This is a genomic window from Streptomyces sp. NBC_00005 (genome assembly GCF_045160215.1).
In the GTDB taxonomy this organism is placed as follows: Bacteria; Actinomycetota; Actinomycetes; order Streptomycetales; family Streptomycetaceae; genus Streptomyces.
On the sequence record NZ_CP108316.1, the window covers coordinates 6,049,849 to 6,071,376 of the forward strand.

19 protein-coding genes are annotated in these 21,528 nt (G+C 71.5%); 11 read left to right on the forward strand and 8 right to left on the reverse strand.

Translation table 11 applies throughout. The annotated features are described in order from the left end of the window. Positions 1 to 14: 14 nt before the first annotated feature. Positions 15 to 1,043 (forward strand): isopenicillin N synthase family dioxygenase, encoded by a 1,029-nt coding sequence (locus tag OG303_RS27880; RefSeq protein ID WP_405871728.1) that lies wholly within the window; start codon positions 15 to 17, stop codon positions 1,041 to 1,043. Between the two features lie 73 nt (positions 1,044 to 1,116). Here the strand turns inward: OG303_RS27880 and OG303_RS27885 are convergent, their stop codons facing one another. Then, a complete protein-coding gene (locus OG303_RS27885; protein WP_405871729.1) occupies positions 1,117 to 2,217 on the reverse strand; it encodes a citrate synthase 2 in 1,101 nt (366 codons plus the stop codon). Positions 2,218 to 2,515: 298 nt separating this feature from the next. Here OG303_RS27885 and pdxH point away from each other — a divergent pair, with 298 nt between their 5' ends. From pdxH to OG303_RS27900, 3 genes are all read left to right on the forward strand, one after another. Continuing rightward, positions 2,516 to 3,184 (forward strand): pyridoxamine 5'-phosphate oxidase, encoded by a 669-nt coding sequence (gene pdxH, locus OG303_RS27890; protein ID WP_405871730.1) that lies wholly within the window; start codon positions 2,516 to 2,518, stop codon positions 3,182 to 3,184. 440 nt (positions 3,185 to 3,624) lie between these two features. Next, positions 3,625 to 4,038 carry a GNAT family N-acetyltransferase gene (locus OG303_RS27895; protein WP_405877512.1) on the forward strand — a complete coding sequence of 138 codons (414 nt, stop codon included), beginning with the start codon at positions 3,625 to 3,627 and terminating at the stop codon, positions 4,036 to 4,038. A gap of 134 nt (positions 4,039 to 4,172) precedes the next feature. Beyond that, positions 4,173 to 5,579, forward strand: a complete 1,407-nt coding sequence (locus OG303_RS27900; protein WP_405871731.1) for a PAS domain-containing protein — start codon at positions 4,173 to 4,175, stop codon at positions 5,577 to 5,579. A 73-nt stretch (positions 5,580 to 5,652) separates the two neighbouring features. Here OG303_RS27900 and OG303_RS27905 read toward each other — a convergent pair whose 3' ends face one another. After that, positions 5,653 to 6,408: an SIS domain-containing protein gene (locus OG303_RS27905; RefSeq protein ID WP_405871732.1), complete on the reverse strand. Its 756-nt coding sequence runs from the start codon at positions 6,406 to 6,408 to the stop codon at positions 5,653 to 5,655. A gap of 227 nt (positions 6,409 to 6,635) precedes the next feature. On the opposite strand from OG303_RS27905, the gene OG303_RS27910 reads away from it, so the two are divergent. Beyond that, on the forward strand, positions 6,636 to 7,328 hold the full coding sequence (locus tag OG303_RS27910; RefSeq protein WP_067020955.1) for a metal-dependent transcriptional regulator: 693 nt from the start codon (positions 6,636 to 6,638) through the stop codon (positions 7,326 to 7,328). Between the two features lie 585 nt (positions 7,329 to 7,913). Further along, positions 7,914 to 8,858, forward strand: coding sequence for an alpha/beta fold hydrolase (locus OG303_RS27915; protein ID WP_405871733.1), 945 nt, complete (start codon positions 7,914 to 7,916; stop codon positions 8,856 to 8,858). Between the two features lie 80 nt (positions 8,859 to 8,938). Here the strand turns inward: OG303_RS27915 and OG303_RS27920 are convergent, their stop codons facing one another. The 3 genes from OG303_RS27920 to OG303_RS27930 all read right to left on the reverse strand — a co-directional run bounded on the left by OG303_RS27920 (position 8,939) and on the right by OG303_RS27930 (position 12,110). Beyond that, on the reverse strand, positions 8,939 to 10,561 hold the full coding sequence (locus OG303_RS27920) for a transporter (RefSeq protein WP_405871734.1): 1,623 nt from the start codon (positions 10,559 to 10,561) through the stop codon (positions 8,939 to 8,941). Then, a complete protein-coding gene (locus OG303_RS27925) occupies positions 10,558 to 11,349 on the reverse strand; it encodes an ABC transporter ATP-binding protein (protein ID WP_405871735.1) in 792 nt (263 codons plus the stop codon). The genes OG303_RS27920 and OG303_RS27925 overlap by 4 nt, the downstream gene beginning before the upstream one ends. A 107-nt stretch (positions 11,350 to 11,456) precedes the next feature. Then, a complete protein-coding gene (locus tag OG303_RS27930; protein WP_405871736.1) occupies positions 11,457 to 12,110 on the reverse strand; it encodes a bifunctional DNA primase/polymerase in 654 nt (217 codons plus the stop codon). Between the two features lie 265 nt (positions 12,111 to 12,375). On the opposite strand from OG303_RS27930, the gene OG303_RS27935 reads away from it, so the two are divergent. Next, positions 12,376 to 13,761 (forward strand): transcriptional regulator, encoded by a 1,386-nt coding sequence (locus OG303_RS27935; RefSeq protein ID WP_405871737.1) that lies wholly within the window; start codon positions 12,376 to 12,378, stop codon positions 13,759 to 13,761. A gap of 214 nt (positions 13,762 to 13,975) precedes the next feature. Next, on the forward strand, positions 13,976 to 15,718 hold the full coding sequence (locus tag OG303_RS27940; protein WP_405871738.1) for a hypothetical protein: 1,743 nt from the start codon (positions 13,976 to 13,978) through the stop codon (positions 15,716 to 15,718). Positions 15,719 to 15,750: 32 nt separating this feature from the next. Here OG303_RS27940 and OG303_RS27945 read toward each other — a convergent pair whose 3' ends face one another. Continuing rightward, positions 15,751 to 17,058, reverse strand: a complete 1,308-nt coding sequence (locus tag OG303_RS27945; RefSeq protein ID WP_405871739.1) for an ABC transporter substrate-binding protein — start codon at positions 17,056 to 17,058, stop codon at positions 15,751 to 15,753. Between the two features lie 117 nt (positions 17,059 to 17,175). On the opposite strand from OG303_RS27945, the gene OG303_RS27950 reads away from it, so the two are divergent. Next, a complete protein-coding gene (locus OG303_RS27950; protein ID WP_405871740.1) occupies positions 17,176 to 17,676 on the forward strand; it encodes a hypothetical protein in 501 nt (166 codons plus the stop codon). An 86-nt stretch (positions 17,677 to 17,762) separates the two neighbouring features. Continuing rightward, on the forward strand, positions 17,763 to 18,647 hold the full coding sequence (gene purU, locus OG303_RS27955) for a formyltetrahydrofolate deformylase (RefSeq protein ID WP_405871741.1): 885 nt from the start codon (positions 17,763 to 17,765) through the stop codon (positions 18,645 to 18,647). Between the two features lie 135 nt (positions 18,648 to 18,782). On the opposite strand, the gene OG303_RS27960 is transcribed toward purU, so the two are convergent. Further along, positions 18,783 to 20,162 carry a zf-HC2 domain-containing protein gene (locus OG303_RS27960; RefSeq protein ID WP_405871742.1) on the reverse strand — a complete coding sequence of 460 codons (1,380 nt, stop codon included), beginning with the start codon at positions 20,160 to 20,162 and terminating at the stop codon, positions 18,783 to 18,785. After that, the gene (locus tag OG303_RS27965; protein ID WP_405871743.1) at positions 20,159 to 20,740 is read right to left on the reverse strand and encodes a sigma-70 family RNA polymerase sigma factor; all 582 of its coding nucleotides are present in this window, start codon (positions 20,738 to 20,740) and stop codon (positions 20,159 to 20,161) included. The genes OG303_RS27960 and OG303_RS27965 overlap by 4 nt, the downstream gene beginning before the upstream one ends. 315 nt (positions 20,741 to 21,055) lie before the next feature. Between OG303_RS27965 and OG303_RS27970 the strand changes: the two genes are divergently transcribed. Continuing rightward, on the forward strand, positions 21,056 to 21,436 hold the full coding sequence (locus OG303_RS27970; RefSeq protein WP_405871744.1) for an STAS domain-containing protein: 381 nt from the start codon (positions 21,056 to 21,058) through the stop codon (positions 21,434 to 21,436). Positions 21,437 to 21,528: the final 92 nt, after the last annotated feature.

Genomic DNA, 21,528 nt, shown 5'->3' on the forward strand with positions numbered 1-21,528 from the left:
TGCGGACGCACCTCATGACGAACACCGCGACGACCCCGTCGTACCACCAGCTCCCGATCATCGACCTGTCGGCCGCCGACCGTGGCCCCCAGGCACGGGCGCTGCTCCACGCCCAGCTGCACAGCGCCGCCCATGACGTGGGCTTCTTCCAGCTCGTCGGGCACGGCGTCACACGCGCCGAGACCGACGCGCTGCTGAGCGCCATGCACGCCTTCTTCCGGCTCCCCGAGGCCGACCGACTCGCCCTCGACAACGTCAACTCGCCCCACTTCCGCGGCTACACGCGCACCGGCGACGAGCGCACCGCGGGCGGCAGGGACTGGCGCGACCAGCTCGACATAGGCGCCGAGCGGCCCGCCCACGTCCCCGGCCCGGGCGAGCCCGCCTACTGGTGGCTGGAGGGCCCCAACCAGTGGCCCGCCGCCCTGCCCGAGCTGCGGACCGCCGCGCTCGCCTGGATCGACCGGCTCAGCACGGTCGCCCGGCGACTGCTGCACGAACTGCTCACCGCCATCGGCGCGCCCGCGGACTTCTACGACCCGGTCTTCGGCGCGCACGCCCATCCCCATCTGAAGCTCGTGCGGTACCCGGGGAGCGCCGGCGACGGCGGGGATCAGGGCGTGGGCGCCCACAAGGACTACGGGTTCCTGACGCTCCTGCTCCAGGACCGGGTCGGCGGGCTGCAGGTGCAGCGCGCCGACGGGCTGTTCCATGACGTGCCGCCCCTGGAGGACGCCTTCGTGGTCAACCTCGGCGAGTTGCTGGAGGTGGCGACCAACGGCTACCTGGTCGCCACCAATCACCGGGTGGTGAGCCCTCCCGGTGCCACCGAGCGGTTCTCGGTGCCCTTCTTCTACAACCCGCGCCTGGACGCCCGCGTGGAGCCGTTGCCTTTTCCGTACGCGTCCACCGCACCCGGCGCGACCGACGATCCGGCCAACCCGCTCTACGCCCAGTACGGCTTCAACGAGCTGAAGGGCAAACTGAGGGCCCACCCGCTGGTGGCCGAACGACACCACGCGAACCTGCTGACCCCGGCGTGATCGACGCCCTCCAGGGGCGCGGGGTTGTACCGATTCGCCCGCGCCCCTCAAGGACCCGCTCAGACACCCGCAATCAGCGGGCGATGCCGTCGTATCCCTCGATCTCCTGCGGGCCCCGCGAGCCCGGCCCCACGTACAGCGCGGACGGCCGCACCAGCCGACCCGTGCGCTTCTGCTCCAGGATGTGCGCCGACCAGCCCGCCGTACGGGCGCAGGTGAACATCGACGTGAACATGTGCGCGGGTACCTGGGCGAAGTCGAGGACGATCGCCGCCCAGAACTCGACGTTCGTCGCCAGGACACGGTCCGGGCGGCGGGCGTGCAGCTCCGCCAGGGCGGCCTTCTCCAGGGCCTCGGCCACCTCGAAGCGCGGGGCGCCCAGCTCGCGGGCCGTGCGGCGCAGCACGCGCGCGCGTGGGTCCTCGGCGCGGTAGACGCGGTGCCCGAAGCCCATCAGGCGCTCACCCTTGTCCAGAGCCTGTTTCACGTACGCCTCGGCGTCCCCGGTCCGCTCGATCTCCTCGATCATGCCGAGGACACGGGAGGGAGCGCCGCCGTGCAGCGGTCCTGACATCGCTCCTACGGCGCCGGAGAGGGCCGCGGCCACGTCCGCGCCGGTGGAGGCGATGACGCGGGCCGTGAAGGTCGACGCGTTCATGCCGTGCTCGGCGGCGGAGGTCCAGTAGGCGTCGACGGCGGCGACGTGCTTGGGGTCCGGCTCGCCCCGCCAGCGGATCATGAAGCGCTCGGTGATCGAGTGCGCCTTGTCGATCTCGCGCTGCGGAACCATGGGCCGGCCCTGACCACGGGCGGACTGGGCGACGTAGGAGAGGGCCATGACGGCGGCGCGGGCCAGGTCCGCGCGGGCCTGTTCGGCGTCGATGTCGAGGAGGGGCTTGAGGCCCCACACGGGCGCCAGCATGGCCAGCGCCGACTGGACGTCCACCCGGATGTCGCCGGAGTGGACGGGGATCGGGAACGGTTCGGCGGGCGGCAGACCGGGGTTGAAGGCGCCGTCGACGAGCAGCCCCCAGACGTTCCCGAAGGAGACATGGCCGACCAGGTCCTCGATGTCGACGCCCCGGTACCGGAGGGCGCCGCCCTCCTTGTCCGGTTCGGCGATCTCCGTCTCGAACGCGACGACTCCCTCGAGTCCGGGTACGAAGTCGGACATCAGGCGGCTCCTCGTGATGTGTACGACGGATGGGTACGGCAGGTGTGTACGGCGCAAACGGCGGCCCGGCCGCTGGATCCCCGGTCGCGTCGTGCGACTCGTGGTCCTGGGTGGCCACCCAGGTGATGCCCCGTGCGACTGGTCACTCAACCAGAACGGCACCAGCACGATATCCCCGAGTGCCACTCTTGGGGAGACTTCGCGGCACTCAGTGCCATGGGAGCTCTTCCCTCGTGAAGGACACCATGATGGCCGACACCTTGCCGGACGGCACCCGCCCATACGGCAGGATGACGGCGTGACCGACCGAGACGCCGTCCCCCTCGACCCCTCCGCGATGCGCAAGCAGTACCGGGCCGAGGGGCTCGCCGAGTCCGATCTGGCCGCCACTCCGGTGGCGCAGTTCGCGCACTGGTTCCAACAGGCCGCGACGGAGGCCCACCTCTTCGAGCCCAACGCCATGGTCGTCTCCACGGCGAACGCCGAGGGCCGCCCCGGCTCGCGCACCGTACTGCTGAAGCACTTCGACGAGCAGGGCTTCGTCTTCTACACCAACTACGAGTCCCGCAAGGCCCGTGACCTCGCGGAGAACCCGTATGTCTCGCTGCTCTTCCCCTGGCACCCGATGGCCCGCCAGGTCATCGTCACGGGCCTGGCCCGCCGCACCGGCCGCGACGAGACGGCCGCCTACTTCCGCACCCGCCCGCACGGTTCCCAGCTCGGGGCCTGGGCCAGCGCCCAGTCGAACGTGATCCCCAGCCGCGCCGACCTCGAGGCCTCGTACACCGAACTGACCGCCCGCTACCCCGAGGGCGAGCAGGTCCCGGTCCCCCCGAACTGGGGTGGTTTCCGGGTCGCCCCGCAGACGGTGGAGTTCTGGCAGGGCCGCGAGAACCGGCTGCACGACCGGTTGCGGTACGTGGCGGAGGCGGACGGGGGATGGCGGGTGGAGCGGCTCAGTCCTTGAGGTGGCCGGGCACTGCGTGCACCCAGGGAACGCAGACGACCCGCGAGCTCTGGTTCCTCCGCCTCGGCGGAGGAGCCGGCCGGACGTACCGGCGAGCTCGCGGGTCGGGTGACTGCTTGGGATTGGGCCGGCTGCACGGTTCTCTCCCGTGCTGGTCCGGCACCGCACTCGGTGTGGTGGCGAGCCGCTAGCCCGCAGCCACCTCACGCGTCCGGTATTCATACATCTGCCGAACCACCTCCCTTCTTGTGTAACCGACACACTAAGAACCGGTCGGCGCACGATCAACCACTTTTTCGCGGCGCTCGATTCTCGGTGATCGTCTCTCGGTGATCGTCGGGCTCACGGATCCCGTATGAGGATCGAGATTGAGGTGTACGCGCGGTGGGGAGGCGCTCGGCGTGGCTGATCTTCGAATAGAGCCGGTGGACGGCGACGTCATGCTCGAGGACTGGCGGTACGTGCACAACGCGATCGTGCCGCCCGCCGCGATGTCCCTCGACGATGCGCGGGAGCGCGGCGGGCGATATCGGCTGGAGAACGCGTACGTCGGGGACGGGCTCGTCGGGTGTTCGACCGTGCGACCGCCCGAGGGGGAGGACGCCGTGGCGACCGTCATCGCGCGCGTGCTGCCCGCGTACCGGGGGCGGGGATTCGGTGCGGCGCTGTACGAGAAGGGGCTGGCACACGCGCGTGTGCAGGGCGCCGAGGTGATCGAGACATGTGTGCTGGCGGCCAACGGGGACGGTCTGCGCTTTGCCGAAAAGCGAGGCTTCGTCGAAGTCGACCGGTATGTGCTGGACGACCGGAACGATCTGTGGATTGATCTTCGGCTGGTGGTGGCCGGATCATAGGTCGCGGCGAGTGTTACAACGATTCCTTCAATCTTGTGGAACTCGGTGTGTGCTGCGTCACGTTCCAGTTAGATGATTGCGAGTGAGCGAACCGACGCGCCGTAGGTGCGGACGCAGCTTGGCAGGGGGTCCAGGTGAGTGCTTCCCGGCGTAGTGGGACCACCGACGAGCTGGGGCCGGATGAGCCCGAGAGGGCCGGTCCCGTAGGTCCTGACGGCTCGGATCTGCTGGCCGCGCTGCTCGACGGGATGGATGCGGCCCTGTGTGCCTTCGACGCGGACGGCGTCGTGACGCACTGGAACCGCGAGGCGGAGCGGATCCTGGGCTGGACCGCCGCCGAGGCCGTGGGCCGGCACGGGTTCGCGGGCTGGGCCGTACGCAGTGCGGACGCCGAGGAGGTCGAGGCGCGGCTGATGTCCGCCATGGAGGCCCCCGGGCGGCAGGTGCACGAGTTCGCGCTGCTGACGAAGGACGGCGGGCGGGTGCTGGTGCGGACGCAGTCCGCGGCGGTGCGCGGCCCCGAGGGCAAGCCCGCGGGCGTGTACTGCGCCTTCAGCGAGGTGCATACGCAGATCGATCTGGAGCGGTCGATCGCGCTCAGCGAGGCGTTGTTCGAGGACGCGAGCTGGGGTGTCGTACTCGTCGACGCCGATCTGCGGCCCGCCGTGGTGAATGCTCACGCGGCGCGTTCGCTCGGGATCGGGCGTACGTCCGCGCTGGGGCGGCCCCTGGGGGAGCTGCTCGCCCAGGGCGTGGAGGAGCTGGAGAGCGCGCTCACGCACGTGCTCGCGGAGGGTGCGCCGCCCGCGCCGGCCGAGATCTGGGTGAGCGTGCGTACGCCGGAGGGCGACCAGCGGCGGTGCTGGCGCTGCGGCTTCGTACGGCTGGCGTCGCCGCTCGCGGAGGAGCCGGTGCCGCTGGGCGTGGCCTGGCTGTTCCAGGACGTGACCGAGGGCAAGCAGGGCGAGCAGGAGGCCGCGCTGCTGCGGTTCCGGACCAATCAGCTGCACCGGGCGGCCCGGGCGGGGGCGGAGTGCGAGAACCCGAGGGAGGCGGCGACGGTCCATCTCGACTTCGCGCTCGCCGGGTTCGCCGACCATGCGGTGATCGACCGGGTGGCGGGCGGCGCGGTGGCCGACGGGGAGGCGGAGGGGCCCGTACGGCTGGTCCGGGTCGCCTCCACGCCGTCCGGAGCGCCGGGGCCGAGCCTGCTCACCGGGCAGGCGGGGCTGCCGGTGCGGTACGCGCAGGGTCATCCGGCGCTGCAGTGCGTGGAGCGGATCGGGTCGGTACGGGCGAGCGTGGGCGCGGTCCCGGCCGAGCAGGCACGGGAGTGGGCGGCGGCCCGCCAGTGGCCCGCGGACGCGGTGCACGCCCTGTGCGCGGTGCTGCGCAGCCGGGGCCGGACGCTGGGCGTCGTGACGTTCCTGCGGGGGAGCGGGCGCAGTCAGTTCGAGCGGATGGACGCGGTGTACGCCGAGGACGTCGCCGTGCGGATCGCGGCGGCCCTGGATCTGGCAGTGGCCACGGGGCGGGAGTGAAGCGGGTTCGCCCCGCCCGTCCGCCCGCGGGCCCGTCCGTCAGTACCGGCGCAGGCACCGGCCCAGGCACCGTTCAGCGCTGGTAGAAAATCCGGTCCCCGTATTCCTCCATCACCTTCCGGTTCCACTCGTGGCCGCCGTCCACGTTCCCGGACCGCAGCAGCGGGGGCTCGATGCCGCGTTCGGCCAGGGCGCCGGCCGCCGTGGCCATCACGGCCTGGAGCAGGGCCGATGTCACGACCGTGGAGGCCGGGGCGAAGGGCGCCGGGATGGTGTCGAGGGTGAGCTCCGCGTCGCCGATCGCGATCTTGGAGTCGAGGACGACGTCGCAGTGGTCGCGCAGATAGGTGCCCGAGACGTGCCGGGACTCGGTCTCCGAGGCGTACGCCACCGATGTCACGCCGATGACCTTCACGCCCAGCGCGCGGGCGCTCATGGCCATCTCGACGGGGAGGGCGTTGCGGCCGGAGAGGGAGATGATCACCAGGGCGTCGCCGGAGCGGAGGGGCGAGCAGTTCAGGACGGCGCTCGCGAGACCGTCGACGCGCTCCAGGGCGGAGCCCAGCGTGGCCGGCATGACGTCGACGCCGACGACGCCCGGTACGGCGAGCAGGTTCATCAGGGCGAGGCCGCCCGCGCGGTAGACGACGTCCTGCGCGGCGAGGGAGGAGTGGCCGGCGCCGAAGGCGAAGAGGCGTCCGCCGCCCTCGACGGTGTCGGCGAGCAGCGTGCCGGCCGCCGTGACGGACTGTGCCTCCTCGTCCCGGACCCGTTGCAGGAGATTGATCGCGGCGTCGAAGAACTGGTCGGCCAGTTTGCCGTCGCTCATGCGGGTCCTTCCGGGGCGGCGTGGGGAGTCCGTGTCGCGGATCACCGTGCGGTCTGGACCAGTGCCGTGTCAATACGGGGGTGGCTACTCCCGAGTACCCCTCGGTAACCCCTTGGTTTCAACGGCGCGGCACGGTTGTCAGTGGTATGCGTCAGAATTGACTCCAGGGCCAGCGCACGCGCCGGGAAGCTTGTCGTGCTTCCGGCAGATCTCACCGAGGGGCACGTATGTCCGGACTGATCGACACCACGGAGATGTATCTCCGCACCATCCTCGAGCTGGAGGAGGAAGGTGTGGTCCCCATGCGCGCCCGGATCGCCGAGCGGCTCGACCAGAGCGGGCCCACCGTCAGCCAGACGGTGGCGAGGATGGAGCGGGACGGCCTGGTGTCCGTCGCCAGCGACCGTCATCTGGAGCTCACGGACGAGGGCCGCCGGCTCGCCACGCGCGTGATGCGCAAGCACCGGCTCGCCGAGTGTCTGCTCGTCGACGTGATCGGCCTGGAGTGGGAGCAGGTGCACGCCGAGGCGTGCCGCTGGGAGCACGTGATGAGCGAGGCCGTGGAGCGGCGCGTGCTCGAGCTGCTGCGGCACCCGACCGAGTCGCCGTACGGCAACCCGATCCCGGGCCTGGAGGAGCTGGGCGAGAAGGACGGCGCGGACCCGTTCCTGGACGAGGGCATGGTGTCGCTGGCGGACCTCGACCCGGGCCTTGAGGGCAAGACGGTCGTCGTGCGCCGTATCGGCGAGCCGATCCAGACGGACGCGCAGCTGATGTACACGCTGCGCCGGGCGGGCGTGCAGCCCGGTTCGGTGGTGAGCGTGACGGAGTCGGCGGGCGGCGTGCTGGTGGGCAGCGGCGGTGAGGCGGCCGAGCTGGAGGCGGACGTTGCCTCCCATGTGTTCGTCGCCAAGCGCTGACCTCGCCGGCGGACTGCTTCCGCCCCGTTCCGGACCTCGGAAGGAACGTCAACTTCCGGTGTTCCAGGGGCATTTGAGGCACCGTACGGACCTCTCGTCGAACTCTTCGACGGCGAGGTCCGGTGCGTCCAAATCGCAGCGCTCGGACGTTTTGCGTGCGAGGCTGTCGCGTGAGGCATATGACCGGAGGGGGCGGGAGGATGTGCCGCAGACGTGTGGAAAGCCCCGGCGCCGTGCGGCGCCGGGGCCTGTCCTCCCCTGTGCTGACCCGGAGCCCCGAGCTCCCAGGGTCATCCCCCTCGGACCGTTTTCCCCGAGCGGTCCGCCTCCCGCTGAAGATCTCCCCTCGGCGGCGGCGATCATTCCTTGGGCGAGGTCACTCGTACGAGGGGTGTTGCCCGCCGAGGCAGCATTTTCGAATAACCATTCGATAATCTGCGAGTGACGGGTCACGCGGAATGTGCGCTTGAGGAGAGGGTGCGCAAAAAAAGGCAGCTGCACGGCAACGGCAGGACACGGTTCACAGGACCGGCCGGCTCGAGCGGGAGCGAGCGGTCCGAGCGGAGCTAGGGGGGTGCCAGGACCATGGCGCGACGCATCGACGTGACCGGGGCGGGCGGCGTACGTCTCGCGGCCTGGGAGTTCGGCGACCCGCCCAAGACCGACCCGGCGAAAAGCGTGGCGGATCCCCTGATTCCGGCACAGTTCTCCGACGGGCGGGCCGGGCACGCCGAACACGCCGGACCGCCCGTGAGCGAGCACACCCCCGGCGTGCTCTTACTGCACGGCCTGATGGGCCGCGCCTCGCACTGGGCGTCCACCGCCCGATGGCTCTCCGAGCGGCACCGCGCCGTCGCGCTCGACCAGCGCGGTCACGGCCAGAGCGAGAAGCCGCCGCAGGCCTCCTTCACGCGTGAGGCCTACGTCGAGGACGCCGAGGCCGCTCTCGAGCAGCTCGGCCTCACCCCGGCCGTCCTCATCGGTCACGCCATGGGCGCGCTGACCGCCTGGCAGCTCGCCGCGAAGCGGCCCGATCTCGTGCGGGGCGTGATCATCTGCGACATGCGGGCCTCCGCGCTCGGCGCCGCCACGCAGCGCGAGTGGGCGGACTGGTTCAAGGCGTGGCCCGTCCCCTTCGCCACCCTCGCCGACGTACGCAAGTGGTTCGGCGAGGACGATCCCTGGGTGGAGCGGCCGAACCCGTCCCGCGGGGAGTTCTACGCCGAGGTGATGCACGAGTCGCCCGACGGCTGGCGGCCCGTCTTCGACCACGAGCAGATGCTTAGCTCCCGCGAGACCTTCGTGTACGACGCGCACTGGGAGGAGCTGACCCAGGTGCGGTGCCCGGCCCTGGTGGTCCGCGGCCTCGACGGTGAGCTGGGTCGGGCCGAGGCCCAGGAGATGGTGCGGGTGCTGCCGCTCGGGGCGTATGCGGAGGTCGCGGATGCGGGGCATCTTGTGCACTATGACCAGCCGGAGGCCTGGCGGGCTGCGATTGAGCCGTTTCTGGACGCGGTGCTCACTGCGTGAGGCTGGGCGGGGCGCCCAGTGGCTCGGGGGTTCTGCCTGAGTGCGGGTGCGGGAGGCGCCGCCTCGCCGAAGGCGCCCTGCTAGCCCCTGCTCACCGCCGTCAGGATTTCCGGTAGGCGGGCTGCGGTTCGTGGGGCTGCCAGGTGCAGGCCTGCCAGGGTGATGGCGATGCCGTATGCCGCGCCTACCGGTAGGAGGAGCCAGCCCCAGTCGTCGCCGTTCTTGGCCACGTTCACCCAGATCGTCGCCACGATGACGGGGGCGGAGAGCAGGGCCGCCGAGACCATGCCGCCGAAGATCGAGATCCAGGCGAGGCCGGTCTGTCCGGGGGCCACGTTCTTGTAGCCCTCCTGCGGGATGGAGTACGGGAAACGGGCGGACGTCCACGCGCCGGTCGCCAGCATCGCGCCGAGCAGCGCGAAGGACAGGCCGAGCACCTCGGGCAGCCGGGGCCAGTCGCCGAGCATCGCGGTCGTCACGACGGTCACGAGCGTGGCGTACGGCAGGGTGATCACCAGCAGGGCGAGGGCCCGCGCGCGCAGCTCGACGTAGGCGTCGCGGGCGGAGGAGATGGTCGTGGCAACCATCCAGAACGCGGACGTGTCCTGTCCGAACTGGTTGTACATCTGGATGCCGAGCATCCCCGCGGCGAAGCACGCGAAGTAGATCGAGCCGGTGCCCTGCAGCGCGTTGAACACCGGCACGATCAGGCCGATGGCGAGCGAGGTCACCCACGCGGCCTTGGTCTTGGGGTCGCGCCAGATGTAGCGCAGGCTGCGTTCCATGACCGTGCCGGTGCGGCTGGGGGTACCTCCCAGGCTTTTGGCACTGGGGGAGGGCAGCAGGCGGGCGAGGCCGCCAGAGGTCCGGTCGCGGGCGGCGGGTTCGGAGGCGGACTGGAGGGTCGACCCGTCGGGTGAGGTCATCAGACGGGTCAGATGGCGGGTCCATACGGCGATCAGGGCCACCAACGCGGCTGCGCTCAGAGCGAGTTGGACGATGGCGACGCCGTAGGAGCCCTCGCTCACGGAATCCACCGCGCCGATCGCCGACGCGGGCGGCACCCACTTCAGCACGTCGGCCACCGGGTCGAGTGGGGAGAGCCCCGACGAACCCAGGTGCTGCGCCCCGAAGTTGACCAGCTGCGCCCCGATGGCGACGACCAGCCCGCTCAGCACCGCCAGATCACGGCCCTTGCGGCTGGTCAGCAGGCGGATGTTGGCGGCGGCGACGGCCCGCGCCAGGGCCACGCACACCAGCAGCGCGAGGACGATGGCGACGACACCGACGGCGTACGCCGCTGCGCCGTGCGCGACCGCGACCACCGAACCGACCAGCAGGCACAGCGTGAACAGTGGCCCGATGCCCACCAGCGAGGCCGCGAGCAGCGCCCGGACCAGCGGCTGGGGCCGCAGCGGCAGCATCACCAGGCGCGTCGGGTCGAGCGTCTCGTCGCCGCTCGGGAAGAACAGGGGCATCACCGCCCAGCCCAGCGCCAGTACGGCCACCAGCAGCGCGACCACGGGAAGGGCGTGCGCGTTCCCGTTCAGCGCGATCAGGCCGAGCAGCTGCAGCGCCCCGAAGAGCACCACGACGACGGCCGACACGACATAGGCGGCCCGCCGCCCGCCGGACTGCTTGAGTCCGTTGCGCAGCAGCGACAGCTTCAGGCGTACGACGACGGGAGTGACGTTGCCCGTCATCGCGCCCCGCCGCCCAGCCAGTCCAGGCTCGACCCGGTGTCGCGGACGCCCGCACCGACGAGTTCGAGGAACGCCTGCTGCAGCGAAGCCGCTTCCCCGCGCACCTCGGCGAGCGTGCCGTGGGCGCGGATGCGACCGGCGGCCATGACGGCCACCCAGTCGCACAGGGACTCCACGAGTTCCATGACATGGGAGGAGAAGACGACGGTGGCGCCGGAGGCGGTGTACCGCTCGAGGACGCCACGAATGGTCTGGGCGGACACGGGGTCGACGCCCTCGAACGGCTCGTCCAGGAAGAGCACTTCGGGATTGTGCAGGAGCGCGGCCGCGAGCCCGATCTTCTTGCGCATGCCGGTCGAGTAGTCGACGACGAGCTTGTGCTGGGCGCCGGCCAGGTCGAGCACGTCGAGGAGCTGGGTGGCCCGCTTGTCGACCTCGGCGCCGGGCAGTCCGCGCAACCGCCCGCTGTAGCCGAGCAGTTCGCGCCCCGACAGCCGCTCGAACAGCCTGAGCCCCTCCGGCAGCACCCCGATCCGCGCCTTCACCGCCACCGGGTCCCGCCACACGTCGTGCCCGACGACCTCGACGCTCCCCTGATCGGGCCGCAGCAGCCCGGTGACCATGGAGAGGGTGGTGGTCTTCCCGGCCCCGTTCGGCCCGACGAGCCCGATGAACTTCCCCGCGGGCAACTCCAGATCGATCCCGGCAACGGCAACCTGCTGCCCGAACCGCTTCCAGAGTCCTTGTACGCGTACGGCGGCTGTTCCCATCACTGCTCCCGACGTCATGCGAGAACCCTACGGTGGGCCGGCCGACGCCAGGGGCGCGGGACTGTGGCGATGAGCGGCTCCGCCGTGTGGGCGCGAGCAACCCGACACGACCCGCAGTCGCGCGACTACCGATCCCGCCCACACGCATAGGCGAGCGCCGAGATCAACTCCTCCGCATCCGGCAGCCACCGATTCGCGGGCGTGGGCCGGCAGGCCCACTGAACGGCCCCCCGCGACCTGTACCGCGTAGGCGGCGCAGCCACATACGCCCCTTCGCCGAGCGTGACGAGATCGAGCGACGAGATCGACCAGCCGAGCTTCCGCACCAGCTCCGGCATCTTCACTGCCGCACTCGGCAACACGAAGAAGTGCATCCGGCGGTCCGGCGTCAAGGTCACGGGACCGAGCGTCAACTCCATGCGCTCCATGCGCGCCAGCGCGAGGAACCCCGCGGTCTCGGCCACCTCGATCGCGTCGAACGTGCGCCCCGTCGGCAACAGGATCGATGCCGCCGGCTGCTTCTGCCACATCCGGCGCGCGACGGTGGCACTGCCCGTCGCCTGCGTCGCCCAGTCCTCACGCGCCGGATGCGCGCCGGGCGCGGCGCACGCGGCGTCGCCGCAGGAGCAGTGCTGCACTCCGTCGACGGCTTCCAGCCAGGTGCCGGGAAAGACGTCCCAGTGGCGCTCCTCGGCGTAGCGTACGGCGGTCTCCTGCAGCGATTCCCCACGCTGCTTCGGAATCTGAGCGGCTTCGGTGCCCGCGATCGTCTCTTCCACGATGAACTCAACTCCCGCACCCACCTCGGGTTACGGCCGTAGCGCGCGCGGGGGAGGAGCATTGATTCCGCATCTGGGGCGCATGGATGCATGTGTGGGGGCGCGCAGGAGGAACCTCGCCGTGGGCTGGGTAGCCACGTGTGGGGGCGGCATCAGCCTTTACCCCGGCAATCCGCGCAAGCCTCGCATCTTACGTATGTCCGCGGGGCATTGATCTTCACGGCCGGATCTTTTCGCTTCAGGGGTTGTTCCCAGGGGGTACGCCATGGCCGCAAGGCCTCTCGTCGCGCGACAGCCGAACGAACGGTTGCAGGCGCTCATCCAGGAGGCGGGGTGCTCGAACGCCGGGCTCGCCCGCCGGGTCAACATGTGCGGCGCCGAGCACGGCCTCGACCTGCGCTACGACAAGACGTCCGTGGCCCGTTGGCTGCGCGGACAGCAGCCGCGCGGGCGCGCCCCGGCGATCATCGCGGAGGCGCTGGGCCGCAAACTCGGCCGTACGGTCACGATCGACGAGATCGGCATGGCCAACGGCAAGAACCTCGCCTCGGGTGTCGGGCTCCAGTTCTCGCCGACCGTACTGGGAGCCATCGAGCAGGTCTGCGAGCTGTGGCGCAGCGATGTGGGGCGCCGGGACTTCCTGTCCGGTTCGTCCGTCGCCGCGTCCGCGCTCGTCGAGCCGAGCCGTGACTGGCTGATCTCCTCGCCCGACTCACAGGTGTCGCGCTCGGCGGGACCGCGGGTGGGGCAGTCCGACGTGGCGGCCGTGCGCGCGATGACGCAGGCGCTCGTAGATCTTGATCATCAGTACGGCAGCGGGCATGTGCGCCCGGTCGTCGTGCACTACCTCAACAGCGTCGTCTCGGGGCTGCTGGCGGGGTCGTACCGGGAGGCGGTGGGGCGTGATCTCTTCGCGGCCGTGGCCCGACTGACCGAGCTGGCGGGCTACATGGCGATCGACACGGGCCAACCGGGCCTGGCGCAGCGGTACTACATCCAGGCGCTGCGACTGGCTCAGGCGGCCGGGGACCGCGGATACGGCGGGTACGTCCTCGCCGCCTCCATGAGCCACCTCGCCGCGCAGCTCGGAAACCCGCGCGAGATCGCGCAGTTGGCGCGGGCGGCGCAGGAAGGGGTGCGTGGGCGTGTGACACCGCGCGCGGAGGCGATGTTCTTCGCGGCGGAGGCGCGCGGGCACGCGTTGATGGGTGACGCGCGCTCGGCCCAGGCGGCGTCCGGGCGGGCGGTCACGGCGCTGGAAGGGGCCGACGCCGCGTCCGGGGACGACCCGGCGTGGATCGCGCACTTCGACGAGGCCTATCTGGCCGACGAGTTGGCGCACTGCCACCGGGACCTCGGCCAGGCCGAGGCGGCGGCGCGGCGCGCGCAGGAGGCGCTGGACGCGCTGCCCGAGACGAAGGCGCGCAGGCGGGCCATCGGCTATGTGCTGCTGGCCACGGCGCAGGTGCAGCAGCGCGAGATCGAGCAGGCCTGCAATACCGGGCTGAAGGCCGTGGAGCTCCTCGAGGGCCTGCGCTCCAACCGGGGCGCGGAGTACCTCGAGGACTTCCAGCAGCGGCTGGAGCCGTACCGGGACGAGCCGGTGGTAAGGGAGTTCGGGGCGCGCATGGAGTTGCAGGCGGCGGCGTGAACCCGGGACGCGGCCGGTGCGTGAATCTGCGGGAAACGGCCGGTTGCCGTCCGGGAGCAGGCCCGAAGGGTGACATATACAGCGGTCTGTAGAGCCGATTTGTTACTGCTGTCACAGGGAAGGAGGCTGAGGCCTGAGCTGCGTGGCCCGCGGCTTGGGGGACCCGGTAGCGTGAGCCGACGATTCCGAAGGTCCCCCATTCGTAGGAGTCCCGGTGACGCAGAGTGGACAGGGCGAGGAGCCCTCGCCGCGCGAAGCGCGCGAAGGCATCGTGCTGCCCTCCGACGGTGGCGAGCCGCTGTTGCCGGGCATGCTGGGCGCACAGGGCCCGGTCGGCCCGCAGCCCGGTCAGTACGGCGGCCCGCAGGCCGGCCAGTACGCCGGGCAGCAGACCGGCTCGTACAGCGGCTCGTACAACGGCGTGCAGACGGGCTCGTACGACGGTGTGCAGACGGGCTCGTACGACGGCTCGCAGAGCGGTTCGTACAACGGCCCGCAGGCTCCCGCCGCGGCTCCGCCCGGCGGGCAGGCCTGGGGTACGCCGTGGGGGCCCGACCAGCACCAGAGCCCGGCTCCGCCGCCGGGCCAGGGGTGGCCGGAGGCCCAGGCCCAGGCGTGGGGCGCACCGGACCAGCAGCAGCCGCCGCCCCCCGCCCAGTGGGGTGCGCCCGCGTCCGAGCCGTCCCAGCCGCTGCCCCCGGAGAGCGCTCCGGCTCCGTCGTACGGCGGGCAGCCCGCGATAGCGCAGCCGCCGGCGAACCATTCCCTGCCGCCCGCCGAGACGTACGGCGCTTCCGCCCCGGGTGCGGCCCTGCCGCCCGCCGGCCCCGGTGCCTACGGCTCTCCCGCGGCTCCTCTTCCTCCTGCCGTGGACGACGGCGCCACCCAGTACATACCGCCCGTCGCCGCTGCATCCAACGCGGAAGGGGCGACGCAGTACATACCGCCCGTCGCGCCGGGAGCGCTGCCGCCCGAGGTGGGCGGGGGCGGACCGGTCTCCGAGCAGACGCAGTTCCTGGGGCGGGCGCCGCAGGCCGGTGCCGGGCCGTTGCCGCCCGTGTCCGGGCCCGACGCGGAGGCCACGCAGTACATCGCGCCCGTGACCGACCAGGCCGCCGGAGCGCCGTACGGCATGCCGCAGAGCGGTGAACGGCAGCCGCCCGCCGAGTTCGACAACCTGTTCCGCAGTGGGCCGGGCAGTGAGCCCCCGGCCGCGGCCACCCAGCAAATGCCGCGCTTCGAGCAGCAGCAGCCCCCGCAGGCCGCATACGCCCAGCCCCAGCCCTCGTACGCCCCGCCGGGCGACGGCGGTCGGGGTGGCCGCGGCGGCCGGAGCGGGTCGCGGGTGCCGCTCATCGCCGCCATCGGTGTCGGCATCGTCGTGCTCGGCGTCGGCGCCGGTGCGCTGCTCGCCGGTGGTGGGGGCGACAGCAAGAACGACAACCAGCCCGTCTCCGCCACGGCCCCGGCGACCGACGGCTCCGCCTCGCCGGCCGCCGATCCGGCCAAGCAGCAGGCCGTCGCCCTGGACAAGCTGCTGGCCGACAGCGGCGACAGCCGGGCCTCGGTGATCCGGGCGGTGGCCGACGTGAAGGGCTGCAACAACCTCACTCAGGCGGCCTCCGACCTGCGGGACGCGGCCAAGCAGCGCACCCAGCTGGTCACCCGGCTGTCCGGCCTGTCCGTCGACAAGCTCGCGAGCCACGCCGCGCTGACCACCGCGCTCACCAAGGCGTGGCAGGCGTCCGCGGCGGCCGACAACCACTACGCGGCCTGGGCCGACCAGGTCGGCGGCAAGAAGGGCTGCAGGAAGGGCCAGGCCCGCGCCACCGGGCAGACCCAGGCCGGCAACCGCTCCAGCGGCACCGCCAGCCAGCAGAAGGTCAAGGCGGCCCAGCTGTGGAACGCGATCGCGAAGACGTACGGCCTCACCCAGCGCCAGCCGACCCAGCTGTGACCCGACCGGACGACGGTCCGCGGACGTGAGCGTCAGTTCACGTCCGCGTTCTCCAGCGTCTTCGTCGCGTCGACGAACCCCTTCTTCGCCGCCACGAGTTGGCCCTGGCGCACCACCTGAAGCGTGACGTTCGCGTTGACCAGGCGGGAGAAGCCGATGGTGGCCAGCGAGCCGTCGGAGGACCACTGCAGCGTGGGCGTGAGTCCGCCGGTGGTGACCTTCAGCCCGTCGTCGAGGGCCTTGCGCACGGTCTCGGAGGTCACGTCGCCGCTGCCCAGGGACGCGACGACGGACTTGAACACGGTGTAGGCGATCCAGGTCGTCTGCACCCCGGCGTCCGCGGCGTCGATGCGGTTGTCGCCGAAGGCCTGCTCCTGGATCACCTTCTTCATGCCGTCCCAGCGCGGATCGCTCGCCACCGGGTACCAGCCGGTGACGTACGACCCCTCGTACGGCCCCGACTGCCCGCCGGACTCGTTGATCACCGTCTGGTCGACGCTGTCGAGCGTGGCGGCGGTCTTCACCGCGGGGAAGTCGTCGCGGTTGCGTCGGAAGGAGTCCATGAAGGTGTCGGTGCGGTCGCCGAGCGCGGGGATCACGCACCCCTTCTTCGCCGGGTCGCCGGTCGTGGCCGTCAGCGCCTCCTGCGAGGGGCCCGAGTACTCCGTGGTGTTGTCCGCCGCCCGCTGGTCGACCGCGGCGGCGTGTCCGCCCGCCTTCAGACCGGAGTCGAGCATGGGGGGCAGCTCGTCGCCCGCGATGCTGTCGGGCCGTATCAGTGCCACGGGGCCGCAGCTCGCGGCGAGTTCCTTGCCGAGGCCGGCCAGCAGGGCGGGCTGGCCGCCGTTGACGGGGTAGGACAGCGGGCTGGTGAACTCGGAGGTCGTAACGCCGTAGCCGCCTATGTAGGGGATGCCGGCGCTCTCCAGCGTGGGGAGGTACGAGTCGCCGTACTGGCTGTAGGAGCCGATGACCGCGACGACATTGCGCTTGACGGCGGTGGTGGCGCACTTCGCGGCGGCCACGCTGTCGTTGTGGTCGTTGCAGGTCAGGACCTTCAGCTTGCGGCCGTCGAGGCCGCCGTGGGCGTTGACCCAGCGGGCGTAGGCCTTCGCGAAGGCGGGCATGCCCGGCTTGTTGGTCGCGCTGGTCTGCTCCGGGGCCCAGGTCATCACCGTGATCGAGTCATCCCCGGAGCCCCCCGTGGCACCGGGGATGACCCCGCATCCGGCGACGAGTGACGCACACGCGGCCAGCACCCCCGCCGACAGAGCGGTGGCTCTGCGAGGCCGGGTGCGTGTGGGGAAGAAGGTGCCGCGGTTGTGTCGCCTGCCGGTCATGGGCACACACGCTTCCGCCACATCGCCAACCCGGGGGTGACCCTCGGTTATGGACTGGTGACGTGAAGGTGAATTGCAGGGGTCGGTGAGGCGCCCGGGCGAAAGAACGTACGATCGGTGACCGTGCAAGGTTCGGAGAACTCTTCCCGTCGCGGCCGTCGCTCGTCCACCATGGGCGACATGCCACTGAACGACATGCCATGGTGGCGCTGGCGCAGCAATGTGCGCTCCGCGCTGCACATGCTCTCCGACCCACAGTTCCAGCAGAACGTCTGGCTGGCCGGTGTCGAGGGGTACGGGGACGTCACCGACGCCGTGTACCGCCTCGTCGAGGACACCTGGCTGGACAACTGGTCCGCCGAGAAGTACGTCGGCACGATCTTCCGGGACTCCCAGGAGGCGGCCCTCGTCGACACCGCCGTGCTGCGGGTGCTGCGGATCATGCACCAGGTCGGGCCGGACGCCGCGGTCTCCGCGTACGTCGAGAACCACGCCTGGCCGGAGGCGGTGCGGGCGGCCCGGGACGCGCACGTGCGGATGGCCGCGGCCGACGGGGACGACCCGGACGTGCCGCCGCGCACGCTCGAGGTGCTGCGGATCATGACCCGGTCGGCGTGAGCCCGTCCTTGGGGGCCGGGTCCGCGTAGGTCCGCCCTGCGGACGGCGTTCCGCTCGGTCTGCCCGGTCATGAGACCCTGTCCTGCATGACCGATCAGTCCACCCGAGCCGCGGCGGCCCTCGCCGATCAGTACGTCCTCACCCTCTCCTGCCCGGACAAGCAGGGCATCGTGCACGCCGTGTCGAGCTACCTCTTCATGACGGGCTGCAACATCGAGGACAGCCAGCAGTTCGGCGACCACGACACGGGTCTGTTCTTCATGCGCGTCCACTTCTCGGCGGAGGCGCCGGTGACCGTGGACAAGCTGCGGGCGAGCTTCGCGGCGATCGGTGACGCCTTCCACATGGACTGGCAGATCAACCGGGCCGAGGACCGGATGCGGGTCGTGCTGATGGTCAGCAAGTTCGGGCACTGCCTGAACGACCTGCTGTTCCGGGCGCGGATCGGCGCGCTGCCGGTGGAGATCGCGGCCGTGGTCTCCAACCACACGGACTTCGCGGAGCTCGTGGGGTCGTACAACATTCCCTTCCGCCACATTCCGGTGACGAAGGACAACAAGGCGGAGGCCGAGGCGCAGCTCCTGGAGCTGGTGCGCGAGGAGAACGTCGAACTGGTCGTCCTGGCCCGCTACATGCAGGTGCTCTCGGACGACCTGTGCAAGCAGCTCAGCGGGCGGATCATCAACATCCACCACTCCTTCCTGCCGAGCTTCAAGGGTGCGAAGCCGTACCACCAGGCTCACACCAGGGGTGTGAAGCTCATCGGGGCGACCGCGCACTACGTGACCGCCGACCTCGACGAGGGGCCGATCATCGAGCAGGAGGTCGAGCGGGTGGGGCATGACGTCACGCCGGACCAACTGGTCGCGATCGGGCGGGACGTGGAGTGCCAGGCGCTGGCGCGGGCCGTCAAGTGGCATGCGGAGCGGCGCATTTTGCTGAACGGGCGGCGGACGGTCGTCTTCGCCTAGCAGCGCGCCCTCATAGCTCGCCCAGTAGCTCGGGGGGTTCTGCCGTCGGGCGAGTGCGGGATCGTCGTGGTTTCTCGCGCAGTTCCCCGCGCCCCTTCAGGGGACCCGCAGCGGCCGACGAACCCGAACCCGCCCCTACATCCGGCTCAACGACGCCGCAGCGAACAGCACATCCCTGATCGCCTCGCGGTCGCCGAGCTGACCCGCCGCCGCCTCGGCCGGAGGCACGTGGCCCGCCGCCAGACGGCAGAACTCCACGCCGTCCAGGGCGACATGGGCCACCTCCCGTTCCGCGGAGCCGACCGCCGCCGGGGAGTCCAGGGGGATCAGCCACTCGCCGCCGCCCGAACCCTCGATCTCCAGGCGCAGGCTGCGGCCCGGCTCGCCGGCCAGGCCGAGGTGCCGGTGGTGGGGCAGCGCCGTCAGACCGGCCTGGCGGCGGGCCGCCAGTACGTCCGGCAGGACCCGCGCCGCGAGGTCGATCATGCGGTGCAGGTGGCGCGGTGAGGGCGGCCCGTACGGGTAGTCGACCGCCTCGGCGATGTCCTCCGCGTGCACCCAGCACTCGAAGGCCCGGTCCAGCATCGCGTCGTGCAGCGGCAGTTCGAAGTCGCCGTAGGAGACCGCCAGCCGCGCGGACCCGGAGCTGCCGCCCGTGAACGACACCGTGCGCACGAGGTCGTGGGTCTGCTCCCGCCAGGGTGCCCGGACGGAACGGGTGGGCGGGTAGTGCGAGGTGCGCCAGTACGCCTCGGTGCGGGCCTGGGGCGTGGGGCCCTCGGCGCCGGCGTCGCCCAGCGGGTCGTCCAGGCCGAGGGCGACCGCGACCAGCCCGTCGACCGTCAGCAGATGGGCGATGACCCCGGCGACGGTCGTACGCCGGCTCGTCGGCCCGTCGCTCTCGAACCAGCGCAGCCGCACGGGCGCGTGCCACTCGGCATCCCCTATGTCCTGCAGCAGGGCGTCCAGGCGCGCCGTCTCGGCGTCGTACGGAGCCGCCCAGTCCGGCACCGGGATGCGCGGCGGGCGCCGGTCGAGGCAGCCGTCCAGGACGCGGGTGCGCAGGGCCGGGTCCAGGTCGAGGCTCTCCTGCGGGTGCAGCAGGCCGACCGCCCCGCGCAGTCGCAGTGCCTCGTCGGCGCAGGAGCCGCAGTCGCCCAGGTGCTCCTCGACGGCCGCCGTCTCGTCCGGCGAGCAGGCGGCCAGCGCCCATGCGCCGAGGAGGGACTTCAGGACGTGGTGCTCCAGGACGAGCGGCGCGGGCCGCGGCGCCGGGTCGCCCAGGTCCTCCAGGGTGGGCAGCGGTCGTTCGCCGTCCTCCACGGAGGCGCGGGGCATCGGTATGCGGGGCGGCTGGTCGGGGTCCTGGCCGTTGCCGATGCCGATGCCGTTTCCGTTCGCAGGACCGCCCGGAATGCCGTACCCCTCTTGCTGTTGTTCGCCCTTTTCGTCCCTTTTGCCCCTGTCTTCGAACTCCCCGTGCTCGAAGCGGTCCGCGTTGCCTGCGTCGTTCATGCGGCACCCCCGTAACCGGGCGGTGCCCCGGGTGCGCCGGCGTCGTGGGCGGTGGACAGGAGCTGGAGGCCCAGGCGGAGCCGGCGGCGGGCCTCGTCCTCGGTGACGCCGAGGTCGACGGCGGTCTGGCGGTAGTCACGGCGCTGGAAGTAGGCCAGCTCCAGGGCGGCGCGCAGCGGGGCGGGCATGGACGTGACGATGTAGTCGGCGCGGGCGGCGACCGAGGCGCGGCGCACCTTGCGCTCCAGCTCCTCGGCGGAGCCGCCCGAGCCCTGGGCCAGCGCGGCGGTCTCGGTGGCGCGCAGCCGCTGAACGGCGAGGCGGTGCGTCAGCGTGGCGACCCAGGAACGCAGCGGGCCCTGCTTGGGGTCGTACGCCTCGGGGTGCTCCCAGACGTGCGCGAAGACGTCGCGGGTGATGCCGTCGGCCGCGCGCTCGTCCCCGAGGACGCGGTGGGCCAGGCCGTGCACGAGCGAGGCGAACCGGTCGTAGAGCTCGCCGAGGGCGGCCGCCTCACCGCGTGCGAGTCGCTGCTGCATCTTGCGGTCCCAGCGGGGCGGTGCGTCCTTCTTCGCCATACGGCCCCCTCACCCCTGCCCGTCCCCGTGCCTTCGCCCAGCCTGCGTCCACCGTCTCCTCGAATGTAGTCGGCACCTCCGACGGCGCACGCCCCTTTGTGCCAATGAGCGCCCCTTGACCAGCCGCTGGTGATAGTGGACCTTCACCTACCCGGTTCACATCTGATCGAACAGGATCGAAGGTGACTAAAACAAGCCTATTCCGATCGGTTTCCGTTTCTGCCCCTGTGTTTCAGGGAACGGCCGCTGGGCAGCCGCGCTGCAAGGAAGCGAAGGTACGGCTTCCGTTTGCGGGGGGTCCGGCGAGTGAAGGGCATGGTGGTGACGTTCAAGGTGACCTGCGTGGAGCAGGAAGAGTGGGCCGTGCTCCAGGTGTCGGGCGAACTGGATCTGGTGACCTCGCCCACGCTGCGGCAACGCGTGCACGACGTCGTGGCCGAGGGCCGCCACTGCCTTGTGCTGGACCTCTCCGACGTCTTCTTCTGCGACTCCAGCGGCGTCGGAGTGCTCATTGCCGCCCGCCGTCTGATCCGCTCCTGCCAGGGCCGGCTGCGGCTGATACTCCCGGCGCAGGGCGCGGTCGACGGCTCCCACGTCAACCGGGTCCTCGGCGCGCTCGGCGTCCGGCGCCTGTTCGACGTGTACGCCGGCGTGGAGGAGGCGCTCACCGAGGAGGCCGGGCCGCTCTCCGCGTAGGGCCGCCGCAGCATCTGCCACACAGTTGTCCCGAAATTCCCCCGGTCTTGGCACAAGCGCCGCTTTCCCGCGCCCCGGGGGCCCCGCGCGTC